At 28.1% G+C, this 16,261-nt stretch carries 18 protein-coding genes and 1 pseudogene; 15 read left to right on the top strand and 4 right to left on the bottom strand.

The genetic code is table 11. The features are described 5' to 3' along the window. Positions 1-10 precede the first annotated feature (10 nt). On the top strand, positions 11-721 hold the full coding sequence (locus FNZ64_RS06375; protein WP_142414012.1) for an ABC transporter ATP-binding protein: 711 nt from the start codon (positions 11-13) through the stop codon (positions 719-721). 94 nt (positions 722-815) lie between these two features. Here FNZ64_RS06375 and FNZ64_RS14645 read toward each other — a convergent pair whose 3' ends face one another. Next, a complete protein-coding gene (locus tag FNZ64_RS14645; protein ID WP_185903700.1) occupies positions 816-1,130 on the bottom strand; it encodes an FtsX-like permease family protein in 315 nt (104 codons plus the stop codon). Between FNZ64_RS14645 and FNZ64_RS14650 the strand changes: the two genes are divergently transcribed. After that, positions 1,117-1,326, top strand: coding sequence for a hypothetical protein (locus FNZ64_RS14650; RefSeq protein WP_185903701.1), 210 nt, complete (start codon positions 1,117-1,119; stop codon positions 1,324-1,326). The two genes, FNZ64_RS14645 and FNZ64_RS14650, sit on opposite strands and share 14 nt — an antisense overlap. 52 nt (positions 1,327-1,378) lie before the next feature. Here FNZ64_RS14650 and FNZ64_RS06385 read toward each other — a convergent pair whose 3' ends face one another. Then, on the bottom strand, positions 1,379-1,648 hold the full coding sequence (locus tag FNZ64_RS06385) for a hypothetical protein (protein ID WP_142414014.1): 270 nt from the start codon (positions 1,646-1,648) through the stop codon (positions 1,379-1,381). 319 nt (positions 1,649-1,967) lie between these two features. On the opposite strand from FNZ64_RS06385, the gene FNZ64_RS06390 reads away from it, so the two are divergent. Next, entirely contained in the window at positions 1,968-3,185 is a 1,218-nt protein-coding gene (locus tag FNZ64_RS06390) for a transposase (protein WP_142413083.1), read from the top strand. A gap of 174 nt (positions 3,186-3,359) precedes the next feature. On the opposite strand, the gene FNZ64_RS06395 is transcribed toward FNZ64_RS06390, so the two are convergent. Continuing rightward, entirely contained in the window at positions 3,360-4,622 is a 1,263-nt protein-coding gene (locus FNZ64_RS06395; RefSeq protein ID WP_142414015.1) for an ABC transporter permease family protein, read from the bottom strand. Between the two features lie 382 nt (positions 4,623-5,004). On the opposite strand from FNZ64_RS06395, the gene FNZ64_RS06400 reads away from it, so the two are divergent. The 9 genes and pseudogenes from FNZ64_RS06400 (at position 5,005) to FNZ64_RS06440 (ending at position 13,384) form a co-directional block, all read left to right on the top strand. Beyond that, complete coding sequence (locus FNZ64_RS06400; protein WP_142414016.1) at positions 5,005-6,141, top strand: cysteine desulfurase family protein; 1,137 nt, start codon at positions 5,005-5,007, stop codon at positions 6,139-6,141. Between the two features lie 146 nt (positions 6,142-6,287). Then, on the top strand, positions 6,288-7,433 hold the full coding sequence (gene thiI / locus FNZ64_RS06405; RefSeq protein ID WP_142414017.1) for a tRNA uracil 4-sulfurtransferase ThiI: 1,146 nt from the start codon (positions 6,288-6,290) through the stop codon (positions 7,431-7,433). A 20-nt stretch (positions 7,434-7,453) separates the two neighbouring features. Then, positions 7,454-7,891: an RrF2 family transcriptional regulator gene (locus FNZ64_RS06410; RefSeq protein WP_142414018.1), complete on the top strand. Its 438-nt coding sequence runs from the start codon at positions 7,454-7,456 to the stop codon at positions 7,889-7,891. 102 nt (positions 7,892-7,993) lie between these two features. Further along, positions 7,994-8,464: pseudogene (locus FNZ64_RS06415) on the top strand (Uma2 family endonuclease); the annotation flags it as partial. Between the two features lie 288 nt (positions 8,465-8,752). After that, positions 8,753-9,544 (top strand): type II CAAX endopeptidase family protein, encoded by a 792-nt coding sequence (locus FNZ64_RS06420; protein ID WP_142414019.1) that lies wholly within the window; start codon positions 8,753-8,755, stop codon positions 9,542-9,544. A gap of 125 nt (positions 9,545-9,669) precedes the next feature. Then, a complete protein-coding gene (locus tag FNZ64_RS06425) occupies positions 9,670-10,041 on the top strand; it encodes a hypothetical protein (RefSeq protein ID WP_142414020.1) in 372 nt (123 codons plus the stop codon). Between the two features lie 39 nt (positions 10,042-10,080). After that, positions 10,081-10,452 carry a CPBP family intramembrane glutamic endopeptidase gene (locus FNZ64_RS06430; protein ID WP_423244933.1) on the top strand — a complete coding sequence of 124 codons (372 nt, stop codon included), beginning with the start codon at positions 10,081-10,083 and terminating at the stop codon, positions 10,450-10,452. A 317-nt stretch (positions 10,453-10,769) separates the two neighbouring features. After that, positions 10,770-11,699: a cysteine synthase A gene (gene cysK, locus FNZ64_RS06435; protein ID WP_142414022.1), complete on the top strand. Its 930-nt coding sequence runs from the start codon at positions 10,770-10,772 to the stop codon at positions 11,697-11,699. A 515-nt stretch (positions 11,700-12,214) separates the two neighbouring features. After that, positions 12,215-13,384: a recombinase family protein gene (locus FNZ64_RS06440; RefSeq protein ID WP_142414023.1), complete on the top strand. Its 1,170-nt coding sequence runs from the start codon at positions 12,215-12,217 to the stop codon at positions 13,382-13,384. A 128-nt stretch (positions 13,385-13,512) separates the two neighbouring features. Here FNZ64_RS06440 and FNZ64_RS06445 read toward each other — a convergent pair whose 3' ends face one another. Next, positions 13,513-14,103 carry a manganese efflux pump MntP gene (locus FNZ64_RS06445; RefSeq protein ID WP_142414024.1) on the bottom strand — a complete coding sequence of 197 codons (591 nt, stop codon included), beginning with the start codon at positions 14,101-14,103 and terminating at the stop codon, positions 13,513-13,515. Between the two features lie 247 nt (positions 14,104-14,350). Between FNZ64_RS06445 and FNZ64_RS06450 the strand changes: the two genes are divergently transcribed. From FNZ64_RS06450 to FNZ64_RS06460, 3 genes are all read left to right on the top strand, one after another. Continuing rightward, on the top strand, positions 14,351-14,707 hold the full coding sequence (locus FNZ64_RS06450) for an ArsR/SmtB family transcription factor (protein WP_142414025.1): 357 nt from the start codon (positions 14,351-14,353) through the stop codon (positions 14,705-14,707). Between the two features lie 120 nt (positions 14,708-14,827). Then, a complete protein-coding gene (locus FNZ64_RS06455; protein ID WP_142414026.1) occupies positions 14,828-15,844 on the top strand; it encodes a permease in 1,017 nt (338 codons plus the stop codon). A 139-nt stretch (positions 15,845-15,983) separates the two neighbouring features. Continuing rightward, positions 15,984-16,217, top strand: coding sequence for a thioredoxin family protein (locus FNZ64_RS06460; RefSeq protein ID WP_142414027.1), 234 nt, complete (start codon positions 15,984-15,986; stop codon positions 16,215-16,217). Positions 16,218-16,261: the final 44 nt, after the last annotated feature.

A 16,261-nucleotide genomic window follows, 5' to 3' on the forward strand; every position in this document is an offset into this window, starting at 1 on the left:
GAGGGGGAATATGGAATTATTAAAAACAAAGGCTTTGCAAAAAACTTATGGAGTTACTTATAATGTGGTAAAGGCTTTAAGACCAACAGATTTAGTTATAAATGAAGGGGAGTTTGTGGCTATTATAGGGCCCAGTGGTTCGGGAAAGAGTACATTATTACATCTTTTAGCAGGACTAGATAAGCCCTCTAGTGGAAAGGTGTATATTGGAGATAAAAGTATATATGATATGAAAGAAAGCGAATTATCTAAATTTAGAAGAAGAAATATAGGATTTATATTTCAATTCTTTAACCTAATACCTGTTCTCACCATAGAAGAAAATATAAAGCTTCCAATGCTCATGGATGGTAAAAAAGTAGACAAAGATTATTTAGAAGAAATACTAGACATATTAGGATTAAAAGATAGAAGAAAGCATCTGCCAGGTGAGGTATCAGGAGGACAACAACAAAGAGCAGCCATAGGAAGAGCACTTTTAAGTAAACCTAAAATAATCTTTGCCGATGAGCCTACAGGAAACTTAGACTCCAAAAGTAGTAACGAAGTTTTAGATTTACTTACAATGTCTATAAAAAAATATAAACAAACCCTAGTTATGATAACACATGACCCTAAAATAGCAGTACTTGCCGATAGAATAATAAGCATAACAGATGGAGTTATAGAAGAAACATCTAAAGAAGTATATGCAAATGCTATAAATGCACTTTCAAGTTAAAGAGATTAAAAAGTAGACTATACTCTTTGAGGTTAAAAAAGAGAGTATAGTCTATTTTCATAATACATGAAGCATCCTTATTAGTTTTCATTTTTTATCTTAGAATTTCCGATACCTCTAATTTCATGGCTTTTCTCATAGGGACAATAGCGGTTACTCTTCCAACAATGAGGCAAAATATGTAGGTTATGGCTGAGGAGAAGAAGTAAACCTTCATATTAGGAATATCGAAAATTTTACTTTTTATAAAAATAACATAGAATATAAAACCTAAAATAAAAGATGAGGTTACTATAAATTCATATTCCAGCAATATTCTTCTTGAAATTTGTTTATCCGTTCCACCAAAAGTCTTTCTTATGGCAAGTTCTTTTTCTTTATTTTCTATCCAATCTGTGGTAAGGCTCACTGTATTAAGTGCAAGACAAACTAGTATTAAAGCTATAAATACAAAACCACTAAAAGCTCCACTAAGTAAATCTAAAAAAGGAGATTTAAGCCTGTCATCTTCAAAGGATTCTACTACTATGTTTAAACGTTTACTAGTAAGGTATTTTTTAAATTTTTCAAAGGTAGCTATAGATTCCTTACCACAATCTATATAGTAAAATCCTGAACTGTAATCAAACTCACCTTTTTGAAAAACAGAGTTTAAATTTACATAAACAGACTATCTAAATAAGTTTTCTTATCATCACTGCCCATAACACCTATTACTAGATATCTACCACTTTCATCGTCAAAATAGTGTTTATTATCTTCTACAGTGCAATTAGCAAAGACTTCACTACCGACTATAGCTAACTTTGTGTCATTTTCAAAATCTTCCTTAGTAAAAAAACGACCACTTTTCATTGGAACCTTAGGAGTTTTGTTTCCAGAAAAATAAATTCCTTTATATAAGGGTTTTGATAAGTCTTTATACATAAGAATATTTTTGTTTAAGCTTTGGAAAAACTGAAAATCTTTTTTATTTAGAGTAGGTACATCCTGTACTCTAATTTTTAAGGCGTTTTCGCTTAGAAAATCCGTATTTTCCTTATTTACACTATAAATACTTTGAAAAAAAGAGGTAAATAAAGAAAATATAAAGGATATTACGGTAAAGGTTATAATTGAGCAAATTTCATAATTTTTAATTGTTGATACAGCTAAATTTTTCTCAACACAAAAAGGAGATTCACCCCCAAATGTTGAATATATTAAGTACGACCAAAATAACCAACGAAAGGAGTGAACCTCACTTATGTATATTCAACAACAATGTTTATTATCCTTTGAGGAAATTATAAAATATCAACCAAAAACAAAATTAGAGATGATTCTTGCTCAATTAAATTTTACTAATATCTTAAATTTTTTATCTTCTAAAAGCGCTGTGCGCGGCCCGAAAGGGTGGGATTCTTTAACTTTGTTATATTCATTAATTGCAATGCAATTAGAGCAAATTAAAACAATAAAAAAATTAGTCGATAGACTTGAAACAGATCCTGTTTTTAGATATACCTGCGGTATTAATGTTTTGGATCGTGCACCTTCTGCTTCAACATTTAGCAGATTTTTAGATAAAATTTCTAGCTCTAATGAGCTTGAAAGAGACTTTGAATCTCTTATATTGAAAGCAAAGGAATTAAATATTATTGAAGGTACAAATATTGCCATAGATTCTACTAAGTTAAATGCTTATGAAAAATCCAAACCATCATCTAAACTTAAAAAGGATGGAGTCTCTCCTAACTGGGGAGCTAAAAATGATACAGATGGCAATAAAATAAAGTGGTTTGGATTTAAATTACACATACTTGCTGACTGCAAAAGTGAATTGCCATTAAGTATATTACTTAGCCCTGCTAGTTATAATGATGGAGATATGGCTTTACCACTAATAGCTAAATTCAAAAATACCTATGGTTCAACATTTAAATCAGTAAATTACATTATGGATTCAGGCTATGATTATAAAAAAGTCTATGATTACATCACTCATATTATTAAAGCTCAACCTATAATAGCATTAAATACTAGAGGAGCATATGCTCCTCCAGAAGGCATGAATGAAAATTTTCATCCAATATGTTCTCTTGGATATCCATTAACATATTGGGGAAAGGACGGAAACTATTTAAAGTTTAGATGTCCTCATGCAGTTAGTAAAGTAAACTGTCCGTACGGGATGAGTTGGTGTAGTAATTCTAACTATGGTTTATGCCATAAAGTAAATTATAAAAAAAATAACAGATTTTATAGTTATCCTTTAAGAGATTCAAAGGAATGGCAATATCTGTACAATAAAAGAAGCTCTGTTGAGAGATGTAACTCTCTCTTAAAGGAATATCTGAGTACTGATAATATCCGTTCCGCAGGAATACGTAAGGCTAAAATATTTGCTTTATTAAATTGTATTACATTAGTAGCAGGTACTATTGCAGTCAATCAGCCTCACGACTTAAAGAAAGTAGCATAAAATAACTTTCAAAAAATAATAAGTTATCCACAGGCACGGTAGTGCTTAGCTTTGCTATTATCTTTTTTAGTGTTTTTAGTAACTCATTTTCACAAATATTAAAAATCTAATTGTGCAATTTGCTCAATTATAAAAATTGATTTTTTAAAAGAAATTTTGATCATAAAATCCTCACTACTCCTTTCTTCTAATTATAGTATCTACATTTAATTTGAAAATTTTATATACAGGTATAATGGAAAGAAGCAAAATTGCTAAAATAGAAAATAAAAATAAATAAGGCGTACTACGTAAATTTTTAAAGTAAAAAGCATTAAATAATGTTATAAAAGAGAAGGATACTCCAATTATAATACTAATTTGAAGGGTGATTCTCAGAGCTATATCAGATAATTTAGCACCACATAAAAGATGAACACCGAATTCAGACATATGTTTTCTTATAAAACTTAGTAAAGAGGTTATAATGCCTGTACTACAAAATATAAGCACAAGAAGAAACATGATGTTTAGCATCTTTATCGGTTCTTTTAATCCATTTACAAAAGAATCATTAAATATTTCTCTAAGACCACGGTACTCAAATTTAAATAGGGTATATTTGCTTGCTTCCTCATTTATTTCATTAAAATAAGCTAAAGCTTTATCCTTATTTTCAGCAAATAAAACTCCATTACTAATAGATGCTAAACAATGACCAAAATCAGGAGTTCTGTCTAAAATGCTAGAATGTGGTATAATTATTCTATTATTTAAATTTTCTACGGTAGCCATGAAAATGTTATCTATAAAATAATAATCTTTTTCTAGAAATCCTATTACTTTAGCTTTAGTAGCTTTGGAATATCTGAAAGGTCTTATATTTAGTTCATCTCCAATTTTATATATACCTTTGTAGTTGGCACCTAAAATTAAAGGAATTATCTTTGTAGGATTAGCATTTTCTTCATACTCAAAATCTTCTTTTTTAAAAAAACTACCCTCTGTAACTTTTAAATTAAATAATTTAGTAAAATTATAATCAATATAAAAACCCTTTATAGAAGAGCAAGAAGGATTTTCTGGGTTAACATGCATATCGTTTAAAAATTTAGCATCACCCTTAAAATTATCTACTTCAATATAATCAGAATCAAAGTTTGTAAAAATGAAGTTTTTATTATACTTTATATAATGATATAACTTTTTTACATTACCAGTGTCTATTTCTTCATTCTCCATTTTATTTATTACTTCATTTGAAATAGCTGGTTGAAATCTAAAAGGTTCCTTATTATCAAAAATTTTAAGAATTCTATCACCATCTTCTTTTAACTTTAACTTACTATTTATACTATTATTTAAGAAGAAAAAGGCAGTAGTAATTTGAATAATAATAATTATGGTCATAAGCAAATTAGTGCTTAGTCCATGAAAGGCGTATTTTAAATTTTTCACAAGAATATTCTCCTTTCCAACTTACATTTTAACTATATTATACTTTAATTACTTTATATTAACAATTTATTTAAATATATTATTTTCTAATTATATTATTTTCTATTCTAATTATGATATTTATCCTTAAATATTTCTTCTTGACTTAGGAAAAATAATACTATATATTATTTTTATAAAACATAGTAATTCTGTAGGAATTATATATAAAGAGGGGTTTTAGCTTCAGAGGAAGTTTTTACTTATGAAGCTAAAGCTTAGAAATTTTAATGAACATTAAAAATTGTCATTTAGAGATGAGTAGAGATCTACTTTAAATTTGGATAATATATGAGTATTAGAGATGTATTCATTACTCATAGGTTAAAGAAAGGATTTTAATATGGAGATTTATTTAGATAATAGTGCAACTACAAAGCCCTATGAAGAGGTTATTGAAGCTATGGGCAAGACCATGAGGGAATGTTATGCCAATCCATCTTCTGCATATAAATTAGGGATAAAAGCTGAGAAAAAAATTACAGAGTGCAGGGAAGTCATTGGTAAGACCATAAATGCTGAAAAAGATGAGATAATTTTCACCTCAGGAGGAAGTGAGGCTAATAATTTTCTTATAAGAGGATTTGTTCAAGGAGGAAATCATTTAATTACAAGTAGCATAGAGCATCCTAGTGTGTTAAAGTTATGCAAGGAGTTAGAGGAAAGCGGAGTTCGTGTAACTTATTTAAATGTAGATTCCAAGGGAAGAATAGATATAAATGAATTAGAAAAAAGCATAACTAAGGATACAGTGCTAGTTAGCATTATGCACGTAAATAATGAAATAGGTGCTGTGCAGGATTTAGAAAGCATAGGGAAATTAATTAAGGAAAAGAGCAGTAGGATAAAGTTCCACGTGGATACAGTTCAAAGTTATGGAAAGTTTAAAATTGATGTAAAAAAATTTAATATAGACATGTTATCTGTTAGTGCTCATAAGTTTCATGGACCTCGTGGAGTAGGATTTGCTTATATAAAAAAAGGATTAAATCCAAGACCGCTTATTTTAGGTGGAGGGCAGGAAAAGAGTTTTAGAGCAGGAACTGAAAACACAGCAGGTATAGTAGGGCTTACAGTGGCAGCTGAAATTATGAATAAAAATATGGAGACAAATTATGCTCATGTAAGTGAACTTAAAGAATACTTTATAGGAGAACTTTCAAAATTAGATAATATAAAAATAAATAGTGAGCACAGCAAAGAATTTTCACCTTATATTTTAAACCTATCATTTAAGGGTATAAGATCAGAAATTTTACTTAGGGTTTTAGATGAGAAAAACATTTATGTTTCAGTGGGTTCAGCTTGTTCTGCCAAGAAGTCTAAGCAAAGTCATGTGCTTAAAGCTATAGGACTTTCAGATGAAGAAATCTTAGGGTCTATAAGGTTTAGTTTTTGTGAATACTCTAAAAAAGAGGAAATTGATTATACTATAAAGGTACTAAAAGAAAATATTAAATTACTTAGAAGAATGAAATAATTATAAATTTCACCCATAGACTTTGTTAGGTAAATTATGAAAACTTAAGAATAAAAGAGCATATTAAAAAAATTAAAGATTATAGAGGGAGGAATTAGTAAGAGAATTATCATATATGGTAGATATTTTCTTATTAAAAACAATAAATGAGACAATTACTTTTAATAAAATACGCATCAGAAATATTTTTAAAAGGATTAAACAGAGGAAAGTTTGAAAGAAAGTTAAAGGATAACATTAAAAAGGTTTTAGAAAATGTTGAATATGAAATGGTACAGGATCAAGGCAGATGGTTTTTATATTCAGAAGACATGGATACCTTAATAAATAAAGTTAAAAAAGTTTTTGGGATTACGGAGCTTTGCCTAGTTACAGAGGTGGAACCAACTATGGAAGCCATAGGTAAGCAAGCCTTAGAAGAGGTTAAGAGTGGAAATTATAAGACTTTTAAAATAGATACCAATAGGGCAAATAAGAAATTTCCAATGAACTCCATGGAAGTAAGCAGGGAAATAGGAGGTTATGTGCTTCAGAACTTAGAAGGAATAACCGTAGATATTCATAAACCAGAAGGGCTAATTAATGTAGAAATTAGAGAGAGAGCCTATGTATATTCTAAAAGGATTAAGGCTATAGGTGGACTCCCTTATGGAACTAACGGAAGTACAATGCTTATGTTATCAGGGGGCATAGATTCTCCAGTAGCAGGATATTTAATGGCAAGAAGAGGAGTACAATTAAATTGTGTTTATTACCATAGCCATCCTTATACATCAGAAAGGGCAAAGGAAAAAGTAAAAGATCTAGCCAAGATTTTAAAAGAGTATACAGGACATGTGAACCTATTTATAGTGCCATTTACAGATATACAAATGGAGATTATAGATAAGTGCAGGGAAGATGAACTTACTATTATAATGAGAAGATTTATGATGAGACTTGCCTGTGCACTTGCAGAAAAATATGATATACACTCAGTAACAACAGGAGAAAGTGTAGGCCAAGTGGCAAGTCAGACTATGGAAGGCTTAGTTGTAAGCAATGATACTGCAGATAGACCAGTATTTAGACCTTTAATTGCCATGGATAAAACAGATATTATGGATATAGCAAGAGAAATAGGAACCTATGAAACATCCATACTTCCATATGAAGACTGCTGCACCATCTTTGTGCCTAAGCATCCTAAGACAAAGCCTGTTTTAGAACATATAATAAAGGAAGAAATAGCTTTAGACATAGAGAAGTTAGTTGAAGAAGCCATAGAAAATATGGAGATATATAGAGAATAATTTATGGGAGAGATTAAACAATGAAAGTTTCAACAAAGGGGATATATGGACTTAAAGCTATGGTAGACCTTGCATACTATTCCAATAAAGAAGAGGTAGTAACCTTAAAAAGTATATCAGAAAGACAAGAGATTTCAGAGAGATACTTAGAACAAATATTTTCTCTACTTAGAAAAAAAGGAATAATAAAGGGAAGAAAAGGATCCCAAGGAGGATACACCTTAGTCTACAGTCCATCAGAAATAACCATAGGACAAATTTTAAGATCTCTAGAAGGAGAACTTATTTTAGTAAACACAGAAGACTACAACAAGGATAAACTTGAAAGATGTATAAACAGCAACATATGGGACAAATTAAATTTTTCCGTAAACCAATTTGTAGACTCAATAACATTAGAAAAATTAGTAGAAGAATATAAAAAGGTTAATGAAGATGTAATAATGTATTATATATAATTAAAAAAAGGGGGTAATACCATGGAAGTTGACTACACTCATTTATATACAGAAGAACAGTTTGAAGAAATTTAAGCTAGCTACAATGGAAAGGCAGAATATGATAATGGATTTATATATCTAAGTTCAAATACCTCCATTGCTCACAATAGAATTAAAGGGAGAATATTAACAAAGCTTAACATATATTTAGAAGGCACTAAATATGAAGCCTTCGATGAGCAAATAGAAGTTATATTTCAATCTGATAAAGATTTGAGAAAATATAAGCCTGATGTATTCGTTATGTGTGATAATGCAACAAGACGTGGAGAGAGATTTATCTCTGTACCTAAGATTATCTTTGAGATAATCTCTAAAAGTACTGCACCACATGACTATATTACAAAACTTGCTGTATATCAGAATTATGGAGTACTTGAGTATAATATAGTTGAACAGGACGGAAAGATTATTCAATACTCATTAGAAGAGAATCAATATAGAATAACTGATGTCTTTAAAAATGATGATGAATATGTCAGTACAGTATTTCCAGATTTAAGAATAAATTTGGGAGATATATTTAAATAGATTCATATGCAATACAAGCTAAAATAACTAGGGGAAAAAATAATGTAAACTGTAAGTAAAGATGATGTGTCAATTAATATAATACAGTTAAAAGATGAAAAAACCAGCTGAATTTAAGTAGGCTGGTTTATTATTTTTTTTAGATTTATATAATAACATATACAAATGATGTAAATAGTAAACTTATGTACGTAAGATCTAAAGTTATTATACATAATATAACAAAATAGAATTATATATGATATAATTACAATAAAGTATTAAGTTATTAAAAATGAAGGGGTTAATATGGAAAATTTAGTCACAGATAAGAAGAGTGGATTAAGTATAAAAAAGAGTATCTTTGTGGTTATTTCATTTTTGGTTTTAGATTTCGTTTTTCGAGTTATTTGGGAAAGTTTATCAACAAGTTTACAGTCTGCTGGTATTAATGTGAATAATGTGAATACATATGCACATGAATTAATTTCTATTATAACTTATAGTATATTTATAAAAGTTTATAAATTGATAGTACCAAATAAATTAAAATTTTCAAATACAATTAAAATTGATAAGTATATTTTTATAGCTTTAATTATTATAGGATATATATTTATTTATGATAATACATTAAATTTATTCTTATGCAAACTTACAACTAATAGTTGGTATAATGAATTTATAAAAGAGAGTCTTGATTCACCAATAATTATGATTATAGGTGCAATTATAGTTGCACCTATATTTGAAGAGATTTTGTGTAGAGGAATAATATTAGAGGGGTTACTACTTAGAAATAAGCCATATATTTCTATAATAATTTCATCTTTAATATTTTCTATAATGCATGGCAATTTAGTACAAATTCCAAATGCATTTTTTATAGGAGTTATAATTGGAATAATTTATTATAAAACTAAGTCATTATTACCATGTATATTTGCACATTTTACAAACAATTTTTTTGTTACTATAGATTACTGTAATCCTGGACTTTATAATGCTGATAAATTTAGCATTGTTAAGTTAAGTATAGGAATAATTCTTTTTGTGGGTTCTATTTGGGTAGTAAGAAATAAGTCAAATAATACTAATTAAATAAGTATGTGTATAAAGTATTACAATTTTAAGGACTATGGGTGTGATTGCTTGGTTACAATAAGGTATGTTATATAACTTAAAAGATCTTCTATTAAAAATACTGTATTAAATGGGGTGGGGATATGGAAGAACTAGCTATAGATAAAAGAAAAGGATTAAGTATAAAAAAGAGTTTTCTAGTATTAATTTTTTATTTTATTTTACGTGTTTTTTTACTAGGTGCGACAGAAAGTATTTTAAGTTTATTAAAAACTAGTGGTATGAACACAAAAATTATTAGTGGTTATGTGTATATAATAGTAGAAACTATAATGAATCTTATATTTATCAGTGTATATAAACAGTTAACAGAGAATGAATTGAGGTTTTCAAATACAATTAAACTTAATAAGTATATTTTTGTAGCTTTAATTATTATAGGGTACAGTTGTATTTATGACAATACATTAAGTTTAATTATGGATAAAATTATAACTAACAGTTGGTATAATTAGGCTATAAAAAAGGAACTTGAAAATTTACCAAGTTTTTTTATAGGTGCTCTTATAATTGCACCTATATTTGAGGAGATTTTGTGTAGAGGAATATTATTAGAGGGATTACTTCTTAGAAATAAGCCGTATATTTCTATAGTAATTTCAGCTTCAATGTTTTCTTTAATGCATGGCAATTTAGTACAAATTCCAAATACATTCTTTATGGGTCTTATAATAGGTTGGGTTTATTATAAAACTAGATCAGTAATACCATGTATATTTGCTCATTTTATAAATAATCTTTTGCCGACTATATTATACTGTAATCCTAAACTTTATAATGATGGTAAATTTAATGTAATTACACTAATAATGGGGATGATTTTTTTTATAGGTTCTGTTTGGGGGTTGAAAAATGGGGTTGAATAATATCACTGTATTTTCATAGGGTTTAAATTTTCTCTAAATAAGATATTGAAAAATATAAATTATAAGTATATAATATAATTAATAAAAAGCAAATTAGGTTTAATTAAAATAAATTTTATTAAATAATGTATGAATTTTATTAATCAGAATAGTAACATCATATAAATTATAGAATAAAATAATTTTAAAGATAATTTCAAAAATAAATTCATAGGGAAACCTATGAATTTTATAAAAAACCAAAACCTAGTAAACTTATAAGAATAATAAGTATTATGAAAGTAAAAATAAATCTAATATATTAAGGAGCGATTTTTATGAAGAAAATATATAATAATTTAATTGAACTTATAGGAAATACTCCTTTAGTAAGTTTAAAAAACTTTGAAAGGGAAAATAATTTAGAGGCAAATATTATAGGTAAGGTAGAGTACTTTAATCCAGCTGGTAGCGTAAAGGATAGAATAGCTCTTGCTATGATAGAAGAGGCAGAGAGACAAGGAAAAATAAATAAGAATACAGTTATAATAGAACCTACTAGTGGAAATACAGGGGTTGGGCTTGCCTTTATAGCTGCTACAAAAGGATATAAGTTAATTTTAACTATGCCAGATACTATGAGTGTTGAAAGAAGGAATATATTAAAAGCTTATGGTGCGGAACTTGTGTTAACTCCTGGTGCTGAGGGCATGAATGGGGCTATAAAAGGAGCTAAAGAATTAGCAGAGAAAAATCCAAACTCTTTTATACCACAACAATTTGAAAACTTATCAAATCCAGAAAAGCATAAAAAGACTACAGCAGAGGAAATTTGGAGAGATACAGATGGAGAAGTAGATATATTTATAGCTGGAGTTGGTACAGGTGGTACTATTACAGGAGTTGGAACTGCATTAAAGGAAAAAAATAAGGATATAAAAATTATAGCAATAGAGCCAAAGGATTCTGCAGTATTATCAGGAGAAAAAGCAGGTCCTCATAAAATTCAAGGAATTGGGGCTGGCTTTGTACCAAAGGTTTTAGATATGAATGTAGTTGATGAAGTTATAAGGGTAAGCAACGAGGATGCCTTTAAAGTAACTAGAGAAGTTGCTCATAAAGAAGGATTATTAGTTGGAATATCTTCAGGAGCAGCACTTTATGCAGCAATAGAAATTGCAAAACGTAAAGAAAATAAGGGAAAGAACATTGTAGTTCTATTACCTGATACAGGACAAAGATATTTATCTATGCCTATATTTGACTAAAGATATTCTAACTAGATTCTAATAAGCAATTTTTAAGGATATAATACTAATAATTTTTAATAAAAGTTTTATAGCAATATAACCAAATATTTTTTATTCCAAATTACTAACCACCCTCTAACTAAGAAGTTTTAGGGTGGTAGTTATGTAAGAAATGATGAGAACACCAAAAAGAGGCACGCTCTAAGGTGTTCTTTTCTTATTTTGATAAGAGATAAGTAAAAAGTAGAAATATGCCTAAGACTATCCCCAAGTACCAATGCATATTTTTCATAATATACATCTTTTTCAATTAAATAACCCCCAATAAATATAGTTCTTAGCTTAATGGATAAATATTAAGAATATGTATTAATCATAACATCTATAGGTGATATAAATCAATACTAAAAGTGATACTAAATAACTTATTTTATGATAAATAAAATTACAAAATATATTTGACTTATAAATACTTGTTTGATATCCTTTATATTGTGATAATGAAATTCATTTATTCTTATTAGGGGGATGTCATGGTTAATAATACGAAATTTATAAAAAAATATGATAAAAATTTACTGTCTAAAAGAATTTCTAAGTGTGTAAAAAAAGCTTTAAAAAATAAAATGAGAAAAGGTTCTTCTATTGCAAGCAGACCTCCCTATGGATATGAATTTAAAGACATATATAAAGATGGAGAGAAAATAGTTACCTTAGTACCAGCAGGGGATATTACTACAAAAACTGTTAAAAAGATTTATAAATTATACCTAAAAGGATATGGCTGTGGCAAAATTGCAACATATTTAAATGAAAAAGAAATTCCTGTACCTTCTTCTTATATTGAAAATTTTAAAAAGAGTAAATTTGGACTCTGGAGTAAAAATACCATAAAAGCAATTTTAACTAATGAAAAATATGCAGGGATTATGGTTCAGTATAAGTGGAAAAGAGTTGAGGGAAATAAAATAATGTTAACTAGTGAAGAGGAGAGAATATACGGCGAAGAGTTTCAAGGTATAATATCAAAGGAAGATTTCGAAGCTGTTGAAGATTTAATGAAAGAAAAGTCTAAAAACTTTAAAAATAAAGAGAGAAAAACCCATCTATTTTCACCTTTCCTCAAGTGTAATGAATGCGGTGGTTCTATGTGTTATAGAAAGAATTACGAAGGCTATAAATGTAATAATAGCCAAAGTGGTAAAGATAGATGTACAGCTCATTCTGTGAAAGAGGAAGAACTTAAAAAAATAGTATTAAAAAAGCTAGAAGAGGTATATGAAAAACATAAAAAAGAATCTGATTTTTATAGTATGCTTTATGGTGCTGTAAAGGAAGAGACGGATATAGAAAAAGAAATACATAATCTAGAGAAGAAAATTAAGAAGGTTGATGAGAAGATGGAGAGCTTATCTTTAGATAAGAATAATAAGAAACATGAAAAGCATATACAACATAAAGAACTTCATGAATTAGAACATAAAAAGAAGAAGTTAATAAAAAAAATAGACAAGTTAGAGTCCTTAGAGCATAGCATTAATAAATGGGATAACATAAGTAATGGGTTTTTAAAAAGTGCAGAGGAACTACTAGAAAATAAGAAGTTTACAAGAGAGATTTTAGAAGACTTAGTAGAAAAAATAGTTGTAAAAGAAAAGAAGGAAAAGAAAGAAAAAAAGATAAAGGTGTATCTTAAACTTTGATATAGAATGAAACTATAAAACTAGTTTTTGTAGGTTTAAGTAGTTAACCAGTAAATATAAGGTACAAAGTAATAGGGATATATGTAGTATATTACTTTATACCTTATTTTGATTTTTTATAGTTATTATTATGTAAACAAACTTAATATAGAACTCAATGTAATGTTTAAATGATCAAATAAAATATTAATTCCAATTAAAATCAAAATAGCGCCACCTATGTATTCAGCCCAACTTCTAAATATACAGTTACATTTCTTACCTATTAAGACCCCAATAAAACAGGCTATAAAGGTAATTAATCCAATGGTTAAAGTTGCATTTATAATTGACACATTTAAAAATGCAAAGCTTATGCCAATAACTAGGGCATCAATACTAGTAGCTATTGAGGACATAATAAGTACCTTAGGATCCAGTGGATTAAAGGCTTTTTTATCTTCGCATTCTTGCATACCATCTAAAATCATTTTTATACCTAAAAAACCAAGTAACAAGAAAGCTATCCAATGATCTAATTTAGAAATATAGTCTTTAAATTTAATTCCTGCAACAAAGCCAATTAAAGGCATTATACCTTGAGCAAATCCAAAGGAAAAAGCTATTTTAATGGCATGTTTCTTTTTTAAATTTGGAATAAGCATACCGCTAGTAATAGAAACAGTAAAAGCATCCATTGCAAGTCCAAGAGCGATGAAAATTATCTGAAGTAAATCCATTAAAGGAACCCCCTTAAGTAAATATGAAATTAGTATCAAATAATAATAGTATACATAGGCTTAGACTACAAGTCAAAGTTTGAAAAAGGAGGGAGTATTAAAGTAGGTAGTTATTGCATAAAAATAATTGACAAAATATATAATTAATATTACTATATGAGTATATAGTCATATAGTAATATTAATTTATTATAAAAAGTGAGGTGAAAATTAAATTAGATAATAAAATTTTAATTGGAGGTAAACTATGGAACAGGAACTAATGAAAATTTTAAAAGCTATCTCAGATGAGAATAGATTAAGGATAATGAATTTACTTAGAAATGGGGAACTGTGTGTTTGTGAAATAGAAAGTGTACTAAATTTAAATCAATCAAATGCATCTAGACATCTAGGTAAATTAACTGATGCAAATATAATAAATAGCTATAAAAAAGCTCAATATGTGTATTTTACTTTAAATAAAGAGTCTTTAGAAAATCATGAATTTTTAAGTAAGTTATTAGAAGAATTAGATACTATGGAAAAATATAAAAGAGATATGGAGATTTTAAACTTATTTAAAGAAAAGGGCATAGGATGCAAGGAATTAGAAAGGAAGTAAAATTTACTACAGAAGTATTGAAATTCTCAAAGCTTTTTTATATGTGATTACATAACCATCATATCAACAAAAATTTTTAACAGAGCAAATTTTAATATATTGTAAATGGGGGTTAGGGTTATGGATATTGTTAATGCAATTTTAAAAGGGTTTAACAACATCTTTTTTAAGATGACTTGGCTTTCTGATTTAATAAAACTTTTGGTGGGAAAAGTTTTTAAATTAGATACTTCTTCTAGAGTAGGAGGTAGCCTACACTTTTTTATATACGATACAATTAAAATATTTATTTTGTTGTCTGTTTTAATATTTTTAATTTCCTATATTCAAAGTTATTTCCCACCAGAGAGAACAAAGAAGATTCTTGGAAGAATAAAAGGTATAAAGGGAAATATATTAGGGGCATTACTTGGAACTATTACTCCATTTTGTAGTTGTTCTAGTATACCATTATTCATAGGGTTTACTGCAGCAGGACTTCCAGTAGGCGTAACTTTTTCCTTTTTAATTTCTTCTCCCTTAGTAGACCTTGGTTCCTTAGTTATTTTAATATCCTTTTTTGGATTTAAAATTGCTATAGCTTATGTGGTAGTAGGGCTTATTTTAGCAGTTTTAGGTGGAACGATAATAGATAAGTTTGGCATGGAAAAGTATGTTCAAGAGTATGTTAAAGAGATAGAATTAGGAGAAGATATAGTAATTGAAATGAACAAAAAAGAAAGAATAGATTATGCTAAGGATCAAGTTTTAAGCATTATACGCAAGGTTTTTATATATGTTTTAGTTGGAGTTGGTATAGGAGCTGCTATTCATAACTGGATTCCTCAAAGTGTAATAGAAAATGTAATTGGAAGTAACAATCCTTTTGCAGTAGTTCTTGCAACTTTGGTTGGTATACCGATGTATGCTGATATATTTGGAACTATTCCTATAGCTGAAGCGTTATTTATGAAAGGTGTTGGAGTTGGTACTATACTTTCATTTATGATGGCAGTTACAGCACTTTCATTGCCATCTATGATTATGCTTAGTAAGGTTGTAAAACCAAAACTATTAGGATTTTTTATAACCATTGTCTCTGTGGGCATAATAATAATTGGTTATCTATTTAATGTATTTTCTTTTGTGTTTATATAAACGTACAATATAAGTTAATTTTAAAAAGTATTATATTACCATATTTAGTTATGAAAATTTTTTTGGAAGAAGTTATAGATTATCAATGGATTTAGTATTGTTTAATAAAAAATTATATTTATGAAAGAGGTTCATATGTATGGAAATTAAAGTTTTAGGAGCTTGTTGTGAGGATTGTGATAGATTACAAAAAAATGCTCAAAAGGCAGTAAAAGAACTAGGTTTGGATGTTAAGGTTGAAAAGATAGAGGATTTTAAAGAAATAGTGTCTTATGGTGTAATAAAAACACCGGCTCTTGTAATCAATGGTAAAGTTAAAGTTACAGGAAGAGTAATTTCTTCTGAAGATATTAAAAAATATATACAAGGATAGATACCTAATGTATCTTTGCAGTGATATTTGAAGCAAGAAAATAG

The sequence above is a fragment of the Hathewaya massiliensis genome, from assembly GCF_902143515.1.
GTDB lineage: Bacteria > Bacillota > Clostridia > Clostridiales > Clostridiaceae > Hathewaya > Hathewaya massiliensis.

Coding starts and splice junctions, on each gene's coding strand:
- FNZ64_RS06375 (WP_142414012.1), top strand. CDS start 11: ATGGAATTATTAAAAACAAAGGCTTTGCAAAAAACTTATGGAGTTACT.
- FNZ64_RS06385 (WP_142414014.1), bottom strand. CDS start 1,648: ATGTATAAAGACTTATCAAAACCCTTATATAAAGGAATTTATTTTTCT.
- FNZ64_RS06390 (WP_142413083.1), top strand. CDS start 1,968: ATGTATATTCAACAACAATGTTTATTATCCTTTGAGGAAATTATAAAA.
- FNZ64_RS06400 (WP_142414016.1), top strand. CDS start 5,005: ATGGAGATTTATTTAGATAATAGTGCAACTACAAAGCCCTATGAAGAG.
- thiI (WP_142414017.1), top strand. CDS start 6,288: ATGAGACAATTACTTTTAATAAAATACGCATCAGAAATATTTTTAAAA.
- FNZ64_RS06410 (WP_142414018.1), top strand. CDS start 7,454: ATGAAAGTTTCAACAAAGGGGATATATGGACTTAAAGCTATGGTAGAC.
- FNZ64_RS06420 (WP_142414019.1), top strand. CDS start 8,753: ATGGAAAATTTAGTCACAGATAAGAAGAGTGGATTAAGTATAAAAAAG.
- FNZ64_RS06425 (WP_142414020.1), top strand. CDS start 9,670: ATGGAAGAACTAGCTATAGATAAAAGAAAAGGATTAAGTATAAAAAAG.
- cysK (WP_142414022.1), top strand. CDS start 10,770: ATGAAGAAAATATATAATAATTTAATTGAACTTATAGGAAATACTCCT.
- FNZ64_RS06440 (WP_142414023.1), top strand. CDS start 12,215: ATGGTTAATAATACGAAATTTATAAAAAAATATGATAAAAATTTACTG.
- FNZ64_RS06445 (WP_142414024.1), bottom strand. CDS start 14,103: ATGGATTTACTTCAGATAATTTTCATCGCTCTTGGACTTGCAATGGAT.
- FNZ64_RS06450 (WP_142414025.1), top strand. CDS start 14,351: ATGGAACAGGAACTAATGAAAATTTTAAAAGCTATCTCAGATGAGAAT.
- FNZ64_RS06455 (WP_142414026.1), top strand. CDS start 14,828: ATGGATATTGTTAATGCAATTTTAAAAGGGTTTAACAACATCTTTTTT.
- FNZ64_RS06460 (WP_142414027.1), top strand. CDS start 15,984: ATGGAAATTAAAGTTTTAGGAGCTTGTTGTGAGGATTGTGATAGATTA.